This window comes from Oceanobacillus arenosus (genome assembly GCF_003369575.1).
GTDB lineage: Bacteria > Bacillota > Bacilli > Bacillales > Amphibacillaceae > Oceanobacillus > Oceanobacillus arenosus.
Window position 1 is genome coordinate 89,906 of the sequence record NZ_PIOC01000001.1, and the last position, 20,800, is coordinate 110,705.

The 20,800-nt window shown below is 37.7% G+C and carries 12 protein-coding genes and 1 riboswitch; of the genes, 4 read left to right on the top strand and 8 right to left on the bottom strand.

Annotated elements, in window-relative coordinates:
- Positions 1 to 143: 143 nt before the first annotated feature.
- A complete protein-coding gene (locus CWR48_RS00385) occupies positions 144 to 5,054 on the bottom strand; it encodes an endonuclease (RefSeq protein ID WP_245976670.1) in 4,911 nt (1,636 codons plus the stop codon).
- A gap of 505 nt (positions 5,055 to 5,559) precedes the next feature.
- Between CWR48_RS00385 and CWR48_RS00390 the strand changes: the two genes are divergently transcribed.
- The gene (locus CWR48_RS00390) at positions 5,560 to 5,952 is read left to right on the top strand and encodes an RNase H family protein (protein ID WP_115771337.1); all 393 of its coding nucleotides are present in this window, start codon (positions 5,560 to 5,562) and stop codon (positions 5,950 to 5,952) included.
- 44 nt (positions 5,953 to 5,996) lie between these two features.
- On the opposite strand, the gene CWR48_RS00395 is transcribed toward CWR48_RS00390, so the two are convergent.
- Genes CWR48_RS00395 through CWR48_RS00405 form a run of 3 tightly spaced genes read right to left on the bottom strand, consistent with a single transcriptional unit; the run spans position 5,997 to position 6,721 of the window.
- Positions 5,997 to 6,362 (bottom strand): WecB/TagA/CpsF family glycosyltransferase, encoded by a 366-nt coding sequence (locus tag CWR48_RS00395; RefSeq protein ID WP_170140648.1) that lies wholly within the window; start codon positions 6,360 to 6,362, stop codon positions 5,997 to 5,999.
- Positions 6,353 to 6,508 carry a hypothetical protein gene (locus CWR48_RS20570; RefSeq protein ID WP_211316664.1) on the bottom strand — a complete coding sequence of 52 codons (156 nt, stop codon included), beginning with the start codon at positions 6,506 to 6,508 and terminating at the stop codon, positions 6,353 to 6,355. The genes CWR48_RS00395 and CWR48_RS20570 overlap by 10 nt, the downstream gene beginning before the upstream one ends.
- A gap of 33 nt (positions 6,509 to 6,541) precedes the next feature.
- Positions 6,542 to 6,721, bottom strand: coding sequence for a hypothetical protein (locus tag CWR48_RS00405; RefSeq protein WP_115771062.1), 180 nt, complete (start codon positions 6,719 to 6,721; stop codon positions 6,542 to 6,544).
- 117 nt (positions 6,722 to 6,838) lie between these two features.
- On the opposite strand from CWR48_RS00405, the gene tagD reads away from it, so the two are divergent.
- Both tagD and CWR48_RS00415 read left to right on the top strand, forming a co-directional pair.
- Positions 6,839 to 7,240: a glycerol-3-phosphate cytidylyltransferase gene (tagD, locus tag CWR48_RS00410; RefSeq protein ID WP_115771063.1), complete on the top strand. Its 402-nt coding sequence runs from the start codon at positions 6,839 to 6,841 to the stop codon at positions 7,238 to 7,240.
- Positions 7,241 to 7,395: 155 nt separating this feature from the next.
- Entirely contained in the window at positions 7,396 to 8,412 is a 1,017-nt protein-coding gene (locus tag CWR48_RS00415; protein ID WP_115771064.1) for an LCP family protein, read from the top strand.
- Positions 8,413 to 8,464: 52 nt separating this feature from the next.
- Here CWR48_RS00415 and CWR48_RS00420 read toward each other — a convergent pair whose 3' ends face one another.
- Positions 8,465 to 10,201, bottom strand: coding sequence for a cell wall-binding repeat-containing protein (locus tag CWR48_RS00420; protein WP_115771065.1), 1,737 nt, complete (start codon positions 10,199 to 10,201; stop codon positions 8,465 to 8,467).
- 294 nt (positions 10,202 to 10,495) lie between these two features.
- A riboswitch (cyclic di-AMP (ydaO/yuaA leader) is annotated at positions 10,496 to 10,647 on the top strand.
- 540 nt (positions 10,648 to 11,187) lie between these two features.
- Here CWR48_RS00420 and CWR48_RS00425 point away from each other — a divergent pair.
- A complete protein-coding gene (locus CWR48_RS00425) occupies positions 11,188 to 12,450 on the top strand; it encodes a cation:dicarboxylate symporter family transporter (RefSeq protein WP_115771338.1) in 1,263 nt (420 codons plus the stop codon).
- Positions 12,451 to 12,511: 61 nt separating this feature from the next.
- Here CWR48_RS00425 and CWR48_RS00430 read toward each other — a convergent pair whose 3' ends face one another.
- The 3 genes from CWR48_RS00430 to CWR48_RS00440 form a co-directional block, all read right to left on the bottom strand.
- Positions 12,512 to 17,137 carry a cell wall-binding repeat-containing protein gene (locus CWR48_RS00430; protein WP_245976671.1) on the bottom strand — a complete coding sequence of 1,542 codons (4,626 nt, stop codon included), beginning with the start codon at positions 17,135 to 17,137 and terminating at the stop codon, positions 12,512 to 12,514.
- A gap of 327 nt (positions 17,138 to 17,464) precedes the next feature.
- The gene (locus CWR48_RS00435; RefSeq protein WP_115771066.1) at positions 17,465 to 17,986 is read right to left on the bottom strand and encodes a BsuPI-related putative proteinase inhibitor; all 522 of its coding nucleotides are present in this window, start codon (positions 17,984 to 17,986) and stop codon (positions 17,465 to 17,467) included.
- Between the two features lie 341 nt (positions 17,987 to 18,327).
- Positions 18,328 to 20,736 carry a S8 family serine peptidase gene (locus CWR48_RS00440; RefSeq protein ID WP_115771067.1) on the bottom strand — a complete coding sequence of 803 codons (2,409 nt, stop codon included), beginning with the start codon at positions 20,734 to 20,736 and terminating at the stop codon, positions 18,328 to 18,330.
- Positions 20,737 to 20,800: the final 64 nt, after the last annotated feature.

The following is a 20,800-nucleotide window of genomic DNA, read 5'->3' on the forward strand; positions in this document are numbered from 1 at the left end:
GAAGGCAAAAAACGCAGGCCCCACCACGGGAACTGCGTTTTTCTTCGGTAGTTATGAAAGTATAACGACTTTCTTACTACATAAGTGCAACTAAGACTGTCACCGAAAGGCTTGGTGACACCCAAGTTTTCTAATATTAATTTTTACAATGCTTCTTCCCAAATGTCTTCTGCCCATTCAGGATTATCGATAAATGGATTACGGTTTCCTTGTATATCTTGAATTTTGTTATTACGATTTATTTCCCATTCATTGACAGGATCCTGTTCATGCCATTTCAGCAGGACAGAAATTTTACCATGGAATGGATTGCTACCATTATTCACACGATCATTTAATTCTAAATCTACTTTGTCGCCTGCTTCATAGCGCACTGCCATGTAAAATAACATTCTAGCGATATCGCCTTTTACTTCATTTGGTGGCTCAAAGGAATCGCCATCACGTTTACATTCCGCACAATTTTTTACACTAGATCCACCGTTATCGAAATCGAGGTTTCCTCTAGAGCTGTTTACTTGTACATCAGATGGTCGCAAGTGATGGATGTCTGTGCCTGGTCCATTACTTGTGCCAAAGTTTCCATGGGATTTAGCCCAAGTATGCTCACGATTCCAGTCACCAACCATGCCACCATTTCGATCCTTAGAACGTGATTCACCAGAATAAAGCAAGATCACATTATTCGGATTATTCGGGTCTTCATCTGTTACTTTCAGTGCATCCCATACTTCACTATAAGAAAGCTGGTGATGGTCATCGATGATTTCATGTAAAGAATCCTTTAATGCATCTCCTTTTTTACCAATCGCACTCGCATAATAATCTGCTTGCGGTACATCTACTTCAACCGCTTCAACGGTTACACTGAACGTTTCTGTAATACTTTCTGTTCCATCTGTAGCAGTAACAGCTACGATATGACTTCCTTCATCAAGCTTAAGCGTAAGGGTTGCTGTAGCTGAGTCGATTTCTCCCTTTGTAGAAGTAAAAGATAATTTATCGCCATCAGCGTCAGAAAAATAATCCGCTAATTTGAACGCAATACTCTCTCCCACATTCACCTTTTGATTTGAAAAAGGCTTTGTTAATGTTGGTGGATTATTTACTGGTGCTTCAGGTACCTCTTCAATTGAGTCGATAAATCTAATGCCATCTGGGTTTGCACCTTTCTGGTAGTCAAACTTCTGGACGTTTTCTGCTCCTCTTATTTGTGAAACGTTTTTGCCTTCAATAATAACCTCAGACATTTCCGTTCCTTTGAAATCAATAATCGCTCCTGCTTTTTTAGGTTTAATCGTCACCGTTTTATTCTTAAATCCATCACCATAAAATTCGGCGTACTCACCAGTAAAGACGATTCCATTCTTAACATTTGCTTTTTCGCCAAGTGTGATGGCAATGCTCTTATTATTAATGTTCAATTTTCCTGTATTGATGTTGCCATAATCTTGTGTTTCTTCTGGTACAATCTCAGATATAATTGGCTTTCCATTAGAGCCTATGAAAATAATATCATCTTGGTTGGCACCCTTTTTATATTCTATCTTTTCGATGTTTTCAGCGCCTCGTATTTCCGCAACATTTTTCCCTTCAATCGTTACCACTTTCATTTCCGTTCCTTTAAAGTCAAGAATCGCTCCGGCCTTTTTAGGATTGATGATTACTTCCGTCTGCTTGAATCCATCCCCATGGAATTCTGCGTATTCGCCGGTAAATGTAATTCCTTTTTTAATTTTGGAATTTGAATCAAGGTTAATTGAGATGCTCTTATCGTGAAGCGTTAATTCTTTTGCTTCTAAATTTGTAAAATCATATTCTTTCTCAGGTTTAATCGATGTAGGATCCTCTGGATTTTCTGGCTCTCCCGGTTCTTCAGGGTTCTCACCGTTTTCTGCTGCTAAATCAAGTTTAACCATTACTGGATCATGGTCACTTGCACGCCCTGCCATATCAGTAAAATCTGCATTAATATGAAGGATATCGATTTCGGTTGCTTCTACTAAATTATTCGAGACTAAAATATGGTCGAGTACCTGTGAATTTCCTTGGAAAAGATACGTATAACGATCCCCGTCTTCAACCTTGTTGATCATATTTGTCATATGTTCGCCTTCATGGATTTTCAATGCATCTGTAAACTGATAATCATTGAAATCTCCAACAGATACGATATTTGCTTCTGGACTTTGTGTTTTAATATCTGTTACAAAATCACTGACAATCGCAGCGATTTTCTTACGTTGCACTTCACTGTCATAAACAGGTGGCTGTGTAGAACCAAATAATGGAGTGTCTCCTGTTTTTGAATTCCAATGATTAGCAATGACGATAACACTTTCACCTTGGAAATCAAATTGTGCTGCTAAAGGCTTACGACTACTATTAAACGCTTCATTTGTTGGATCAATTCGACCAGGATTATGCGTTAATTTACCATTTTCATAGCCAACTGCTGTTGTTGCGTCACCTGCTGGCATACCTTCCGTTAAAGCAACACGTTCTGGGTTGTACAAGAAACCGACACGAATATTAGCATTTGGTGCACCACCATCCGCATTATTCACCGGATCAATATTGGCATATTCGTATCGGACACCACCTGCATCAACGATTGCTTGAATTAAACGCTCATAGCTTTCATTTGCTGCTGAATCCCCTGCATCCTGTCCATTATTATCCTGAACCTCTGTTACACCAATAATATCTGGGCTTTGCATGTCTTTCGCAAATGCTCTTGCTAATTTTCTTGCTTTATCAACTGAAGAAGATGATTTATTATTTGAGAAGTTTTCCAAATTATAAGATGCTACCGTTAACTTGTCCTCTTCCTTTTCAATTGTTGTAGTTTCTGGTGTTGCTTCCCCTTTTACAAACTTAGCTTGCATATCTTCTAAATCAGCATAAATTTTATAGTTTTGGAAGCCATAATTCACAACACCAGTAATTGGTCCTGTAAATCTATCGCCAGTTGCTACCTCAAAATTACGTGCTTGATTATTATCGTATAGTTTGAATTGGATACGATCTGGATTCGCTGTTTCTTCCGTTAGCTTCACACCGCCATGAAGTGTATTGGTTTCTCTATTTTCAAGAACCGTGATTAAATCACCATGCTCCTGTGGTGCAACTGCTTTCACAGTGCCAACCTCAACGAGCATTCCTTCAAGGCTTTCCCAGAAATCAATCGCATCTTCTTCCGGATCAAAGGCCGCGAAGCTATCATTGTCGATCACTTCAGTTGGAAGATTATTTTCATCAATTATGATTGGTGTTGGAAGTGCTACATTTTGTTTCACAGTTTCCACGATTCCACCACGATCGTCTCTTGCGTTAATTTGTGTAACCGTTAAGTCTGTATCTTGTTTTGTATCGTTATAGCCATCGATATGAAACTCATCAACCGATCCTGTTACACTTACCAAATCGCCGACTTTTACATTTGCAGCTTTATTTCCCGTATAAACGACCAGACCTTCTGATGTATTTGGGTTGTTGTCTGCTAAATTATCTGGTGTTTGGAAATGGAAATAGTTCCCGCTACCGATTTTATAAATATACGTAACCACACCTTGGATATCATTAACAAATGTACCCTTTAATGGTGACTCATGCGATTCCCCTTGAATATCATGGATTTGCATGCCTGCTTCTTGGTCGAAAACGTTGTAAGCGAATGTAGTGACATTACTTGCTGTCAGCCCATCTTTTACTGCAATTGCTTTAATTATTGTATCTTGCCCAATCACGATAGCTTTCTCATATACTTCACTAGACTCTGTTGGCTCATCACCATTCGTAGTGTAGTAAATCGTTGCACCATCTGTTCTTGTTGATAATGTTACTTCTGTTCCTGTTGGTACTGTTCCAGCACCAGGCGTTGCGGCTACTGCTTGAACCGCTGATCGATCAGCAACGATATCTGCTGCATTTCGCGGAATGATTTGGAATGCGCCATTGAATTCTTGCACAATCCCAGTAATCGAATCATAAGTATTCCTTACTTCTAACCCGAGTGCACCTGTTTCATCCCGTACGATAAATTCCGTTCCATCCGTAGCAGTAAAATTCGCCCAACCGTTACCTTCCTGAACATCTGCAATCGAAACATCATTTACATTTGCCAGCTCCGATTCGTTTTCTTCATTAAGCTGTTGGCCAGTTAATACGATAGCATTTGGAACACCTACCTGTGACACTTTCTTGTCAACGGTTGCATTTTGTAATTGTAATAATCCATTAAATGCGCTAAGTGAACCTGAAACCGTGATTTCATCCCCGATTTCTACATCTAATGCGCTCGGATAAATGGCAAGTGCTGCCGTTTTATCTTGAAAATGAATCGTGTTTTTCAATTTTGCAGTGACAATCCCTTTCACCTTAACAGCTCCAGTTGCTTGTGCACGTGCATCTGCAATGGAAATCACATCTTCTGGATTACCTGGTTCTTCTGGCAGATTACCATCCATTGTGTGGGTTCCTAGATTTGATGCGTCATCCATTGGAAACGCAGTCCATTCGATTGCTGGATCAAATGCATCATCAATGATCTTGTCACCTGTTGTGATATCACTGTTTCTTACTAATGTAACATCCTTTAGGTTCTCAATTCGTTTCCCTACTTGGCCAATCGAATCAATCACTTTCCCTGCTTTTTTCAGTACAATGGCGTCGTCACCATTGAAATTAATGACCGTCATATTTGCTAAATTGCCCTTTGCTTTTATCTCGTTATTTGCTTGATTATGGTATAAAACATACGTTTTCCCATCTGCCAATGTACTTGTTAAATTTACTTTTTGACTCGCTGTAGTCGCCCCATTTGCATAAAGCTCCAGCGTGTATTCACTTAAATTCATTGTCTGACCGGTACCATTATAAAGCTCGATTGCTTTATTAAAACTGCTGCCCTCAATGTATTCGGAAATAATTAAGTCCGAAGCATTTGCAGGTTCTGCACTTGCGGCCATCGGCAATGCTGGTAGCAATAAATTAATCACAAGCGTAATTGCCAACAAGGAACTCAGTCTCTTTCTCCATTTACCTTTACTCATGTTAAGTAAGCTCTCCTTTTAGGGTTAGACCCATTCATTTTCTAGTATTCTATCAATTCGAGTTAAGTATAAGTTTCATTAAATCCTCTGTCAATTTCCCATATTATCAATAGTTTGGAAGTTTCATTACTTTAGAACTAATTCATTTGAACTAATAATCTTCTGTAAGAATTTTTGTGCAAATTGCTATTTATTATTCATTTCCAGCAAACTTTTCATTAATTTGTCAGCTTTTAAGACTATCATTTGATTAATGAACTTCAGATGACTATATAGACTTTATACCTATTCGATTGTAAATTTTGTAAATTTAGGTTTATATTTATGTTAATAAAACTTTACGATAATCACAGGTGAATGCTCGTGCAGGTTGGAAATTATCGAGAGTGTTGATTAAGATTCAGACCCTTTCTGCATTGATAACAAAAGAAAATAGAATAGATCACGCTCTTTATTATAAAATGGTAGTATGATGATAATGGATGAAAGGAAAGGTGAGATAAAGTTGATTGAAGTTTATACTGATGGTGCATCGAATAGCAATTTAGGACTTAGTGGTGCAGGTGTCTATATTAAAGCAAATGGACAAAATTACGAATATACATTTCCTTTGAAAGTATTATCTAATCACGAAGCAGAATTTCATGCGGTGATTAAAGCACTTGAAATATGTCAGAAGAAGTTCCCAAATGAGGTTGTATCGTTGCGTTCCGATTCACAAGTAGTAGTCGATGTTATTGATAAAGATTTCACTAAAAACAAAACATTTCTCCCCTTATTAGAAGTAATAAGGGGAGAAATCAGTCATTTTCCATATTTCTTTATCAAATGGATTCCTGAAAGCAATAATAAAAATGCGGACCGTTTGGCGAAAAAAGCAATACATATGCAAAGATAATATTTGTTAATCGATGCTGGAGCACCTTTTATCAGCCAGCACGCTTAAACTTTTCCCAGTATAATCTTAGCCGGTATACTCACTCCTTTACCTGCATGCTTAATACACGAGGGTCTGGCAAGCATTCGATATAACCAGTCTAGATTTAGCTTCACCCATTGGTCTAGGACACGTTTCATTTTACCCGCTAGTATATCAAACCTCTCGCCAACACCGATAAATAACCCTTTCTTGCGGCTGGCAGATGTATTAGCAATCCACTGCTCCTGTTCATTTCCGTTCAAAGATACGAATACAATATCAGCATCTGACCTCCGCACATTTTCCGCAATAAGTGTATCCGTAAGTTCAAATGCACAGTGATGATATCCTACGATGATTAGTTTTGGAAACTGCCTTTCTATTTCCAAAACCAGCTTTTCATTAATATAATCTTTTCCACAAAAAAAAAGCAGCTAAGCCCCTTAACTTCTGCAAATTGATGCAAATCTATCATTAATGCTTCACTATCTAGTAGTTCCTGAAATGCTTGTTTTCGATTCTTCACCGCCAACATTAGACCACTGCTTGCTGGAAGCACATAGTCCGCTTACTCGACTATCGCCTTATACATTTGATTTTCCGTCGTTTCAATCAATAGTCTTAAATTTGCTAGAAAAACCATACACTTTTGCTGCCGATTCAATCTCGGAAAAAGATGATAATGTAGCAGATTCTTTTTGCTTAAATTACTAATATTAATTGATGCAACTGTTATTTCATTCTCCATTTATTAACATCCTTTAACTTTCATGAATTTATATATTTACTAATAATATAACAAATGAAGCAGCAATATGTGGTATTATTTAATAAATGCTGCGCTATTTGGAGGAAATAGACTACGATGAAGATTATTACGTATGGCACTTTTGATTTGATTCACGCTGGCCATATTCATCTGTTAAATCGGGCCAAAGCGATGGGTGACCATCTGACGGTAGGAATTTCTACCGATAAATTTAATCAGGAAAAAAGGAAGCAGGCATATCATTCTTTTGAACATCGTAAACTAATCTTAGAATCAATTCGATATGTCGACTTTGTAATCCCCGAAAATACTTGGGAACAAAAGGTCGACGATATCAAAAAATACAATATCGATGTTTTTGTAATGGGTGACGACTGGAAAGGTAAATTTGATTATTTACAAGATTATTGTGATGTTGTCTATTTGCCCAGAACGAATGGGATATCCAGTTCAACGATAAAGCAAAATGCCTTTGGGAAAAAACCATATGACTTATAAAATGATGCAAATTACTTACTTTTTACTTATTATAGTAATCTATTCTTAATGTCACTCATTTATAATAATAATGTCATAGATTGTCATTGCAATTGAATGAAGTAAAATTTATAATTATTAGGATGGAAATTTTACGGAGTTAAAGGAGAAATACGATGGGTCGTATATTAGTACGTAAAACAAAAAAGAAAAAGAGATTACGTCGTATTTTATTTATCGTAATCCTTATGTTTCTAGTATTAGTAGGATTTGGTGGATATGTTGCGATTCAAACGCTGCAGGCCGCAAGTGAATCTTACAATGATTTAGGTAGAGAAAAATCAGACCTTCGTGATGAGGTTGTTTCAATAAGTAATGATCCGGTATCTATTCTGCTAATGGGAGTAGAGGATTATTCTACAAATGGTGATAATGGTCGTACAGATACTTTAATGGTAGCTACATTTAATCCCGATGATGAAAGACTGAAGCTTTTAAGTATACCAAGGGATACATTAGTTGAGATTGTTGGTAAAGAATACCAAGATAAAATCACACATGCACATGCCTTCGGTGGAAAGAAAATGACAATTGATACTGTCGAGAACTTTTTAGATATTCCTATTGATTATTATGCTACCGTTAATTTTGACGCATTTAAAAATGTCATTGATATTTTCGGCGGTGTTACAGTTGATGTTCCATTTGATTTCGAGCAAAACAGTGATGATCGTAAAGCTGAGAAACTGCAATTCTATGAAGGTGAAATGGATTTAGATGGCAGATACGCTTTAGCATATGCACGAATGCGATACCAGGATCCACGTGGAGATATTGGTAGAAATGAAAGACAACAACAAGTAATTGAAGCACTTATTGGTAAGGCTTTATCGGTTGGTACAATAACTAAAATTGATGACTTAGCGAAAGAAGTAGGCAACAATGTCGAAACAAATATGCGGATAAGTGAAGTACTCGCTTTTGCAAAACAGTATTCCAATTTTAGTACAAGTAAAATTGATAAATTAAAATTGGAAACATATGAGGAAAGAATTAATGGTGGAAGTTATCAGATAGCGGATGAAGCTTCACTGGATGAAGTCAGGGCAGCACTGAAAGACCACTTGGAGATTGTATCAACGAATAATAATGATCGACTTTATGAAGCTTCTGCATATAAGGATAATAATTAATTGATAAAAAACAGGATTCTCAATCTAAGAGATTCCTGTTTTTTTATCTATATTAATACCTTGACAATGTTTGCTGCAATATTGTAGGGATTACTGTTGTTCCCCCAACAATCGTGAAATCACTGATTTTATTTTTCGTAATAAAGGTGTCAACAGGTTTTGGAATAATTTTACCTACTAATAATAAACCTTTACCTTCTTTCGCTGCTAATGCAGCACTTGAGAGTGCATCAGGGAATTCCAGTCCAGTAGTAATATAATAATGCTTGTTTTTCAGATTAAAATATTCTGCAATTTTCACTGCTGTTTCATAACGGTCTTGTCCGGATATTCTCACAGGATTTGGAAGCTGCTTAAATACATTATCACTAATCGCTAAATTACCGCCAATTGCTAATGTATTTGTTATTTTTAAATCCTTTAATGCCTGTTTCGTTTGTTCAGGCAGCTTATTATTTTGTGTCAGCAGAATCGGCATTCCCTGCTGAGATGCATAAGATGCAACCGACAATGCATCCGGGAAATCATAGCCATCGACTATTACTGCTTTCCGCACACCACTATTCACTTCTTTTGCAATAGCTACTGCTGTATCTATACGGGAACCTCCACCGATTCGTTTTACCTTTGGAACTAATTTTCTCATTTCATTTTCAACTGATTTACTTACCGCCAGCTCGCCGCCGAGAATATAAATATTAGTTGCTTTTAATCGCTGGATTTCCTTTTTCGTTACATCTGTAAATTGATTAGATTGTGTTAGCAATAAAGGAGAATTATACTTCTTCGCCAATGTAACACCAGCAAGTGCATCTGCATAGTCATCACCACGGGCGACAACAACAGAATTCGCAGTTTTCCAACCATCCTGACTGATTGCTACTGCAGTATCATACCGGCTGTGACCAGAAATTCTTTGGACACTCATTTCGTTATACTTAGAGGTTACTAAATTAACAAAGTCATTCCATTTATAGCCATATCTTGCAAAATATCCGTGTGGGTCGACATGGTTTGTTCCACCAAGATGCGTGGAAACGGCTTTATGCGACCATAATGTGCCTTTTCCTGTGTTTTCAGCGTCTGTAACACCAAGATTATAATCAAATAATACTTTAGCTATATAATAAGCATAGTTATTAATAGAGCGGGCAAATTGATCAAAACTGTGAACTCTTACAAGTTCGACATGGACAAATCGATCATTAGCAATAGGTCCTGCTCCCCATGCCCCATAATCTGTTGGATGTGTTTCAATAATATGATTATGATCGATAAATGCATGAACAAAAGCCCTTTTATAATTTCCCTTCATATAATTAATTTCACCATTAATAGTAGATTTATCATTGGCTGTTTCATGCGCAACTACACCTTCAACCGCACCATATCCACTCCGATAAGGAAATTTCGGCAGATGATTAATATGGTTATAATCAATATTAACTGGCTTCATATTCTTGATATAGTTGTTCACATCTGGATAGGAAGCATTTAAAGTAGCGGCTGGTTCTTCTTCCGCTTCGGGATGACTGTCATCAAAAACGCCATCACGCCAGGCCTCTGGTACATATTGTAATTCCTCTTCACTAAACTTACTGATGTCTATTCCATAAACCTCTGTACCAATCTTGATTCCGAATTCATTGTATTCGTCTTCCAGAGCTTCCTTCGTGTTCTCTACTTCTGATTGCTCATTATGTTCCGTACTTTCTGCAGCAGCTGGTGATTGTAAAAAGATGATTTGCATGATAAGTGCCAGCGCCACTGCTAAGCTTATTTTCTTCATTTTTACCTCCTATGATATGTTGTCTGAGCATTTTTCTAAATCTATTCCTCTAGCTGGCATCTAATATTATGTCGAATTTTAGCATTATTTAAGGAATTATTGTAACATTCGTAGATTCTTAGATTTATACTATTAATAATAGCAAAGATTTGTCTTATTGTTAATATGCAGGGAAATGTTTTAATAGCTTGCTAGAAATAATGCGATAAAGTGGATTAAATATACCGTAATAAATACATAGGAAGATTTTCCGTTTACAAAATTGATCATCTTATAGTACAATGAAAGAGCATTTTATGCATTTCGCTTAATCTTGCTTTTAAGAACGGGGGACCCAATAATTACTGCGGTATTTCCGCGTGGAGTGAATCCTTCTACGGATGGGCTTACTGTTTCCCACAGCCCTAACCCGAAAGCTAACCTCGTCAGCGTTTAATGGAAACAAATGAATATCTGAATTAGTGCTAATTGACACTACCCGTGTCTTTTTTTATTGGATAGGAAAGTATAAAAAATACCCTATCTAATTCTTATGACAAGTGCAGCCACGTTCAGCTCCCAGCTACTAGCGCGACTTCCCTCACCTCCGTACGATAAAGAAGACTTGCCGATTGTTGAAAACAGAGGATTAGTCGCACTTATCCCTTGTGGTGAAAGTCAACATTGACTCCTGTTGTTAAGGAAGGCCGACTAAAGCCTGGCTTCGCCAACGTCGGCATACCCCTAAAATGCAGGGGTATGTTTCCTTTATCTCAAAGGGCAAGGAAAAGTTCGACTAAGATCGCCACTTCCTGGGACTGGGATTACTCGCCCCATCGAAAACCTTTGTGGCAACGTCGAACCACCCCACGTCTTGTGGGGCGCAGTCCGTACTTCGCTAAACGGGCGCTTCCGCTATTGTGTTTGTCAATTCTCGTTTTTATTCAAATCATCTTTGTTTCCCTTGCCTAGGCACATATAAAACTAACAAGAAGGTAGGGTAATTGATGAAAAAGTTTAGATTTAGTTTAGCTAATCAAATTTTCATTGGTCTGATTTTAGGTGTTATTATTGGTGGTATTTTCTACGGAAGTGAAACGGCGCAAGGTTTCTTACAGCCATTCGGTGATCTGTTTCTCCGTTTAATTAAAATGATTGTTGTTCCTATTGTACTTTCAAGTATTATCGTCGCAATTGCCGGGGTTGGAGATTTAAAATCTGTTGGTAAACTTGGCGGTAAATCATTAACATATTTTATTGGTATGACATTGGTTGCAATTGCAGTTGGTCTAATAGCTGGGAATGTATTTCAGCCTGGCGCTGGAATAAATATGGACAGCCTGGAAAAAGGTGATATTTCCAGTTATGTCGAAACAAATGAGGATCAAGACGGCAAGTCTATCGCGGATACACTCTTGCATATTGTTCCTACAAATCCATTACAAGCGATGGTTGAAGGCGACATGCTGGCAGTTATCTTCTTTGCAGTTGTATTTGGTCTTGGTATTGCTGCAATTGGCGAGAAGGGAAAACCCGTACTCAGGTTCTTCGAAGGTATGGCAAATGCCATGTTCTATGTTACAAATCTATTTATGAGGTATGCACCAATTGGTGTATTTGCTTTAATTGGTGTAACGATTTCTAAATATGGATTCACTTCACTGATTCCATTAGGTAAGTTAGCCCTTACTGTATATGGAACGATGTTTTTCTTTGTTATCGTCGTTTTAGGCTTGATGGCTAAAATCGTTGGATTTAATATCTTTAAATTATTGAACATGATTAAAGAAGAATTAATTTTGGCATTTTCAACTTCAAGTTCAGAAACAGTGCTTCCAAGAATTATGGACAAGATGGAGCAAGCAGGAGCACCTAAACACATTGCTACTTTTGTTATTCCAACGGGTTATTCCTTTAACCTGGATGGATCTGTTTTATATCAAGCAATTGCATCGTTATTTATTGCCCAAATGTTTGATATCCATCTAAGCATTGGACAGCAAATTTTACTAATGTTAGTTTTGATGGTGACATCTAAAGGAATGGCCGGTGTACCTGGTGTATCCTTTGTTGTATTGCTGGCTACATTCAGTACGATCGGCTTGCCTGCTGAAGGATTAGCGTTTATAGCTGGAATCGACCGTATTCTTGATATGGGGCGTACAGCAGTTAATGTGGTAGGAAACTCATTGGCAGCAATTGTTGTTGCTAAATGGGAAGGTCAATTTAATCCTCCTGCTGAAGATGAAATAGTAGAACAAGCGATATAAAATGAAAAAGACTCTAGAGCAATCTAGAGTCTTTTTACAATACAAACCCAAACCATTTCTATTAATCTACTAATTTTTTAAGTTCATTTAGAATCTTGTCACTTACAGCTAGAGGTCCACCAATTACTTTAACCCAATCAATGTCGTTTTCTGTAATAAATGTGCCTACCCCTTCAGATACAGAATTTCTCACAAGAAGAACTCCTGTATTATCTTTAGCTGCTCTTGCTGCAACTGTTAATGCATCTGGGAAGTCAGCACCAGTTGTAACATAGTATTTCGTGGAATCTACATCAAAGTATTCTGCAACCGCTACAGCTGTATCTTCACGAGAATGTCCACTAATTCTTTCCGGATTTGGAACAAGTTTTGCTACTTTTTCAGAAATTGCTACAGGTCCACCAATTACTAGTGTTTCATCTACATACAAGTCTTTTAGTAATTGTTTAGTTGCATCTGGAAGCTTATCTGTTTGTGTTAATAGAATTGGGATTCCCGCTTCTGCTGCATATGAAGCAACAGATAATGCGTCAGGGAAGTTGTATCCATTAACAAGTACCGCTTGTTCACTTGATCCTTCTTCCACGACTTCATTCGCAATTTCAATTGCAGTATCGACACGTGAATGACCAGCTAAACGAATAACTTCAAGTCCTTGCTTCGTTAATGCTGCTTCGACATCAGCGCTGATTGCTACTTCGCCGCCAAGCAAGTACACAGTAGTTGCACCTAAACGTTCAATCTCTGCCTTCGTTACTTCTGTATATTTCGTTGGTTGTGTTAATAATAACGGTGCATCGTATTTTTCAGCCAACGGAATACCCGCAAGTGCATCTGCAAAGTCGTTTCCTTGTGCCAAAACAACAGTATCTGCAGAAGCCCAACCGTCCTTACTCACTGCTACTGCTGTTTTATAACGATCAGGTCCTGAGATACGTGAAACTGCTTGATCTTCAGCAGATGTTGCACGATAAATGCTTACTTCTTTCGTTGTTGTGTTGCCTGCTACATCCACTACTTCTAAATTAAATACGTTTTCACCTGGTTCAAGTGATACTTCTGTTGTTACTTCTTTACTAATTGCCTTCATCTTATCACCAGACATCTGTTGCGCAAATTCTTCATTGCCATCCACAGTATAAATTAACTCATCAAAGTTATCTGTAAGCTGTGCAACGAGCTTCGCTGATGTTGTTTTGTGATCTACAAAACTTGGTGATTTCACCTTGATTCCAGGTGCTGTTGTATCAACGAAGAACAATCTGCTATTTGATAGTGATGTTTCATTGCCTTTCTCATCTTTAGCATAAATGTGCAATGGGTGGTCCCCATCTTCAAATTCAACAAAGGTGTCAAAGAAGTAAACTCCTTTATCAAACTTTTCTAATTCTACTGGTTCTCCCTCTACAGTAAAGTCAACAATTTTAGAATCTGCTGTAACAGTACCAAATACTTCGATTTCACTAGTATTATAGATTCCAAATGTTTCAGGAGAATAAACTTCAACTACTGGTTTATTAGGATTAAGTTGTTCTTGTACTTCTATTTCTTTACTATTACCAGCATTGTCAACTGCTACTAGAGTCACACCATCTTTTGGTCCAATCTTTTTGGTAAACGTATATTCTTTGGCAGTAGCTGGTAAAATTTCATGGCTCTTTCCATTTAACACTACTTCTACATAAGACACTCCAGAACGATCATCAGAAGAACTAAATGTTACTTTATTTCCCTCCAGATTAGCGTTAAGTTTAGGTGCCACTGTATCAACAATTACAGGTACTTGAAGCTTCTGTGCTTCTTTTCCTTTATAGTCAATTGTCGCAGCAATTTCAAGATAATATTGTCCATCAGCAACTACTTTATTCTTAACCGTACCATCCCAGAAAACATTTGGGTTTAGTCTGTATGGTGAGTCAAGACCGCCATCAAAGTAATTTTTTCTAATATCACTCTCTGATTTGATTTTACGTAAAGATTTTTTATCTTTATCTAATACACTGTATTCCACTGTTTTCGCATTTCGCAAAAATGATAGCAGTGGAATAATTTCGTCATTGGCACTATCACCATTTGGCGAAATTGCAATATTTGCTGTTGAATTTTTTCCTGTAACTGGATCATTACCTAGATAGTAATAAAAACCATCTTGTCCATCAGAAAGCATTGCAGCCTCTTCATAGAATGAATCATTTTCATCATAAGCCAGTTCGTCCAGAATCGGTGCAGCATTCCAGTCACCTGCAAATCCGACATATGGTACAGATAGATCTGGCAGTTCGTCTGCTTTTGCGTCAGACAATGTTACAAATCCTTCAACAAAGTAGCCATTAGGGAATACTTCATTAGGATCTAAATTCATGAAAACTCCATCATCATTAACCGTAAATACTTTTGCTTTTGACAAATCAACTTCAACTTTAATTGTCGCTGTTTTTCCAGCAGGAATTGTCACGATTGATTTACCATTATTGACTTTTACATCAGCTTGAAGCTCTGCTGCTTCGAGTTGATCAAGAGTACCAGTTACATATGCATTACCTAAAAGACCCCAAACTTGGAAATCTGTTTGCACATTTGCTGTTACATCGTACGCCACTTCTTTATCACCATAGTTTGTAGCTTCTAAAGTAAAGTTAAATTTATCGCCAACTTCTTTTAATGCTACCTTTGCTTCGCCTGTTTCCTTTTCAGTTACAACAACAGGTGTTGAGATTGCTTTATGAAGTTGCATAATCCCTGCACCTTGACGACGTGGTGAGTAAGGAAGTTCAGTGTCAAACGCATCATTTACTGCTCCCTTATCAATTATCGGCTCAGCTGTATTCATTAAAATATTTTTTGCCATTTCAACGCGTGATTTACCTTCTAAATCAAACTCTTCATCCACACGTTGGAGTACAAGTGCAGAACCACCAGATACATGTGGTGCTGCCATTGAAGTACCACTCATTGTTCCATATTTATTATCCTGGAAAGTGGACAAAATATTTCCACCTGGTGCTGTAATTTCAGGTTTGAAATCAAGATTCGGTGTAACACCCCATGATGAGAAATCTGACATAGAATCTGCTAACGGATTCGCTGCAGTAAGCGTATCACCATTAAAGGAAACGGTAACCTTTTCTCCAGCATCTAGCTGTTCTCTTAATAACTCACCATCCGTTTTTGCCATGAATAGTTGTGGGATAACAATATCCGATTCTGATGCCATGTTTACCCATCCATCAGAATGGTTATAAACTATTACACCTGCTGCATTTGCATCCTGTGCATTATATGCTGTGTCTACGAATGAATTTCCACGAACAACAAAGGCAAATTTACCAGTTAGATCTTTACCCGCAAAATCATCTGCTGTACCTGTTCCAACAAATTCAAATTCATACGTTCCACCGAGATCATTTGGATGGACACTGCTTGCTGACATGAATGGAACAAGTCCCGAATTTTTGCCAAATGCATATTCCAGTGCATCCATATCCATGTAGCTATTTTCGATGGAAGCTACTTGTAATGAGTCATAAGACAAACCTGGTGAGCCTACCACACCAATATCTGGATTTGATGCATACGGATTAAAGAAGCCATTTCCTAGATGTGCAGAGTTTCCTGCAGAAATAGACATTAGCACACCATTTTCAACTGCATTTTCAATTGCTTGCTGCTCAGGATCAGTTTCATCAACAAATGATGCTGTAGAACCTAAACTCATATTCAGTACATCTGCACCTAAAATGATTGCATCGTCAATTGCTTTAATATAGATATCTCCCCATGTAGATGGCATCATTGGATCATTACCGAATACTTTAAGCGCTAAGATTTGTGCTTCTGGTGCAACACCTTTGATTCCGCCATTTTCTTCGTCCCCATTTGCCCCAACAGTTCCTGCAACGTGCATACCATGCATCGAAGCATCTGGGCCTAAGTCGCGGATTTCCTCGTTTTCATCCATATAGTTATAACCATATGGTACTTTTGCTGTATAGTATTTGCCTGGAAGATTTTCCTTATATCGGAAATTCAATACAGAATCCTTCGTTAACTCTGCTCCGTTTTCATTCGTTAAAATAAAGTCCTTATGGCTAGGATCAACTCCGGAATCAATGACACCGACAATCATTCCCTCACCATCATAACCATATTCATCCCAAGTCTTTTGCGCTTCAACTAATTCTTTACTATAGCGCATTTCTGGATCAGCTTTTGGACGTTCATATTCATTACTGATTGTTACATTTGTAACACCAGCTAGCTTTTCTATTGCTGCAATCTTTCCAAATTCAACAATTCCACTAAATCCATTGAACACTGTCGTAAAGCTTTCTTTATATTCGACATCCAATTTCTTTTTACTTAGTTCATTTTTTACTTTTTCTTGTGCTTTAAGTGCACTTGCCTGTAATTCTTCTTTTTTTGCTTTTGAAAGTTCACTAAATTTCTTTCCTTGTCCTGTCGCATATGTAATTGCAGGTTCCCCTTGCACTTCTACAATTACTCTTACCTTATCGGTTTCTTTGTATTGCTTTTCCAATTCTTCTTTTTTAATTTTATCCTTCGTAGTTACTTCTTTCTTTAACTCTACTGGATCTACTTTTTGCGGATTAGCAGAAATCACTGAGAAATTAGAGAAAGTAAGTAAAAGCACTAAAACTACTGCTAATAACTTTCTAATCGTTTTCAAAAAATTTTCCCCCTCTATTTAATTTACTTTTAATCCTGTAGTTAATCCTTACTAAATGACAGCTATTTTGTAGGATTAACCTCATCTAAACGCCCCTCCTATTCTACAAATATTAAGTTCATTTTACATATTCTTTACATGGCAATTATATTTCTAATAGGTATAATAGTCAAATAATTTATCATAGTAAAATTAATAGGCAATAAATCCCAAAACTATGAATCTAAGGTTACTAGTTCAGGAATTTACTGCCTATTAAAGCCCATTTTATTTAATTAACTCTCAATTAGGATGGAACTTAGAATCTCTACTGAATGGATACTTCCTTTATTCCTCAATCACGAATGATTCGGAAACGACATATTCGGACATGTTCTTCGCTACTAGAAAAACGGTTAGCTGATATTCACCGGGTTTTAACGTTTGTAAAGAAATATCATAGCCTGTGCTTTCCCATGGGGCAAGCTTCGTATCACCTAGTACCTGCATAAATGCGCGTCCATCCGAATATTTTGTAGTGGTCCCTTCTGTTATGTTTCTTAATTCATATTCATAACGCTGACTTGTCGTGAAGTTGAGTTCTATTTCTTCTGTACTATCATTTGTAACGGTATAGTGAAATGCTTTGCCATTACCTGCTGCTTCCACTTCTGCTAATTCAAACGTTAAACCATTATCTGCTTTTACTATTTGCTGGGTCACTGATTCATCCCCCTCATTTTGTTCTCCAGTACTACCTTGATCTGATTCTGTGTCTTGCTCATTTGACTCATTCGTCAGGTAAAAAACACCCCAAATTAATCCCAATATTAAGATTATAGACAGGGCAATAACTCCTGATTTCTTCATGGCTCATACCCCCTTGTCATTTAATGGTTATACTTTTGGCTAGGCAGATGTAACTCTGTCTAAGCCTTCCTTGTCCTGCGGGAATGGGAATGGCAATCGCTGAAAATCCACTAGATGGCCCTTTCTTCCGGAGGAGTTGAAGAGTTACCCAAGGTGCACGACTATCCGGAGTTGCAATCAACATTGCGCCTAATACCAGTTTATAAAAATAGCTTCAACTATATGAAATAAGTAATTATCTAAAAAATTAACATAAGTCCATTCATCTATACCCTTTACTAATCATTTGAAACGTTATGAAAAAAACCCATCTTCAAATAGAAAGACGGGTTTATATATAATTATTTGGCAAGTAATTGTTTTAGCTGATTTTCCTGTTCTGCTTTAATTGCAACGTTGCCACCGAAAATTGTCAAACGCTCTAACGCTTGATTTTTAATATAGGTTGACGTTATTTCTGGTATTGTTTGATGTACCAGTAATATGGCACTATTATTTTTAGCTGCAAGTACTGCACCTGTTAATGCATCCGCATAGTTTTTACCTGTTGCTACATACATATGCTTATTAGTAATCCCAAAATACTTTGCTATTTCAATATTTGTTTTGTAGCGATCCTGGCCACTTATTCTAACTGCATTCGGTAACTGCTTCATAAGCGATTCATTTACAACTAATTTTCCACCGACAACGATGGTCTGTTTAGCTTTTAGCTTGCCGATTGCAGCCTTTGTGCTTATAGGAAGCTTTTTACTTTCCGTTAATAGAATAGGCATGCCTGCTTTTGCTGCATAGGCCGCTATTGACAAAGCATCAGGGAAGTCATAACCATTCGCAATAACAACCTTATCAATACCCTCTGGTGAAACTTCTGAAGCTATTAATGCAGCAGTATCTGCTCTTGAATTTCCTGAAATTCTCCGAACATTAATCCCTTCCTTCTTCAGTTCTTCAGCAACAGCTTTTTTAACTGCGACTTCTCCACCTAAAATGATGACATTAGATGCACGTAATCGCTTAATTTCACGCAATGTTTGCGCATATAACTGCTTGTTGCTAGGAGTTAGCAGCATAGGCGCATCTAATTTAGATGCCAATGGAACGCCAGCCAGTGCATCTGCAAAATTATCGCCTCGAGTTAAAATAACTGTATCTGCAGAATTCCAGCCATTTCTACTTACTTCAATTGCTGTATCATACCTTAAGTAACCAGCTATCCTTGTTACCGGCTCCTTCCCAGCTGCAAGAACTGCAGTCAGCGCTGGCATTGCTTGTACTAATCCATACCCATATCCATTATTCGGATATCCTGGGTACTTTCTATCTTTTAATCGTATTGCTGTATTCTTTAAAATTTCACTCATTTGATCAATAGATAGGTCAGGCGCTGCTTGATATAATAGGGCAACTACTCCGGCCACTGCTGGTCCTGCCATCGAAGTTCCATTCAGGCGCCCGTAACTACTATTAGGTAATGATGAGCGAATTCCAACACCAGGGGCTGTGACATCTGGTTTTATTTCTTTATATGGTGAAGGACCCAATAAAGAAAAGGATGCTAGGTGATTATCCTGGTCTGTTGCTCCAACAGCAAATGATTCAGGATAATTTGCGGGCACTTCAACCGATCCCGGTCCACCAGTATTATTTAATGTCGTATTTCCAGCAGCGAATACGGGGAATATTCCAGCAGCCTTCCAAGCCTTGACTACTTCACGATACCATTCATCATGACCTTTTCCTCCTCCCCAAGAGTTATTCACGATATCTGGGGCAAGGTCAGGTCTTTCATTTCCAGCTTCATCTGTTGGCGATAATATCCATTGGGCTGCCTCCAATAAATCTGCATCAGTTGCCGAGCCATCATCGCCAAAAGCCTTTACTGCTATCCACTTAGCACCTGGCGCAACCCCGATTTGATTAGACCCATTTGGTTCACCACCGACAATTGTCCCGGTAACATGGGTACCATGTCCATCTGGATCATATGGTACTTTGTTCTTTTCTTTCACTGCATCAAACCAACTATATTGATGATTTACTTTACCTGTTTCAGCATTGTATCCACGATACTTTTCTTTTAGTGCAGGATGCTCCCAGTCTACACCAGAGTCAATTGTAGCAACTACAACACCTGTTCCATCAAAGCCACTGCTCCATGCCTCTGGAGCACCTACACGGTCAATGTTCCACTCGATATTTTGCACAGCATTTTGCATGCTCACATTTTCATCAGTTTTTGTCGTTTCATGCAAATAACGTGTTTCATTTGCAAGAATCTTTTCAACCTCAGAATATGTACTTACTTCTTCGGCAACCTCTTTGGTAGCAGTTACTACGATTCCGTTAATAATATAGTAGGGTCTAATATTTCTAGCATTACCAGCTTTCACTTGTTCTTCTAGGTACCCAAGTACATCCTGCTGTGATTCATTGGATGTATCTTTTAATGCAGAAATAACTGCCTCATGCTTTACTTCCTCTATTTCTTGTAAACTAGCACGAGAGCGTTCCGCACCTTCCTTGGCAATTTCAGCAACTTCCCCCGTATTCGTTTGTTCTCTTAATTTAATAATAAAGGTTAACTGTTGATCATTTGTTGAAAATTCATTCAAAAATTGCTGTGATATTTTTTCTTGATTGTCTAATCTATGTAACGACCCATTCGCCAATACTAAACTCGGATTCAGTAAGGATTGGATTATGATTAATACTAGTATTATATTAAATAGATTGTATTTACGCTGCATTATTTTCCTCCTATCTATAAATATTAAAAGCTAATTTAAAGCTTGTGAGCACTGCTTTCTTCAG

Excerpts from the sequence above, each read along its gene's own strand:
- CWR48_RS00385 (WP_245976670.1), bottom strand. The coding sequence starts at position 5,054 with ATGAGTAAAGGTAAATGGAGAAAGAGACTGAGTTCCTTGTTGGCAATT.
- CWR48_RS20570 (WP_211316664.1), bottom strand. The coding sequence starts at position 6,508 with ATGTTGGCGGTGAAGAATCGAAAACAAGCATTTCAGGAACTACTAGAT.
- CWR48_RS00405 (WP_115771062.1), bottom strand. The coding sequence starts at position 6,721 with ATGGAGAATGAAATAACAGTTGCATCAATTAATATTAGTAATTTAAGC.
- tagD (WP_115771063.1), top strand. The coding sequence starts at position 6,839 with ATGAAGATTATTACGTATGGCACTTTTGATTTGATTCACGCTGGCCAT.
- CWR48_RS00415 (WP_115771064.1), top strand. The coding sequence starts at position 7,396 with ATGGGTCGTATATTAGTACGTAAAACAAAAAAGAAAAAGAGATTACGT.
- CWR48_RS00420 (WP_115771065.1), bottom strand. The coding sequence starts at position 10,201 with ATGAAGAAAATAAGCTTAGCAGTGGCGCTGGCACTTATCATGCAAATC.
- CWR48_RS00425 (WP_115771338.1), top strand. The coding sequence starts at position 11,188 with ATGAAAAAGTTTAGATTTAGTTTAGCTAATCAAATTTTCATTGGTCTG.
- CWR48_RS00435 (WP_115771066.1), bottom strand. The coding sequence starts at position 17,986 with ATGAAGAAATCAGGAGTTATTGCCCTGTCTATAATCTTAATATTGGGA.
- CWR48_RS00440 (WP_115771067.1), bottom strand. The coding sequence starts at position 20,736 with ATGCAGCGTAAATACAATCTATTTAATATAATACTAGTATTAATCATA.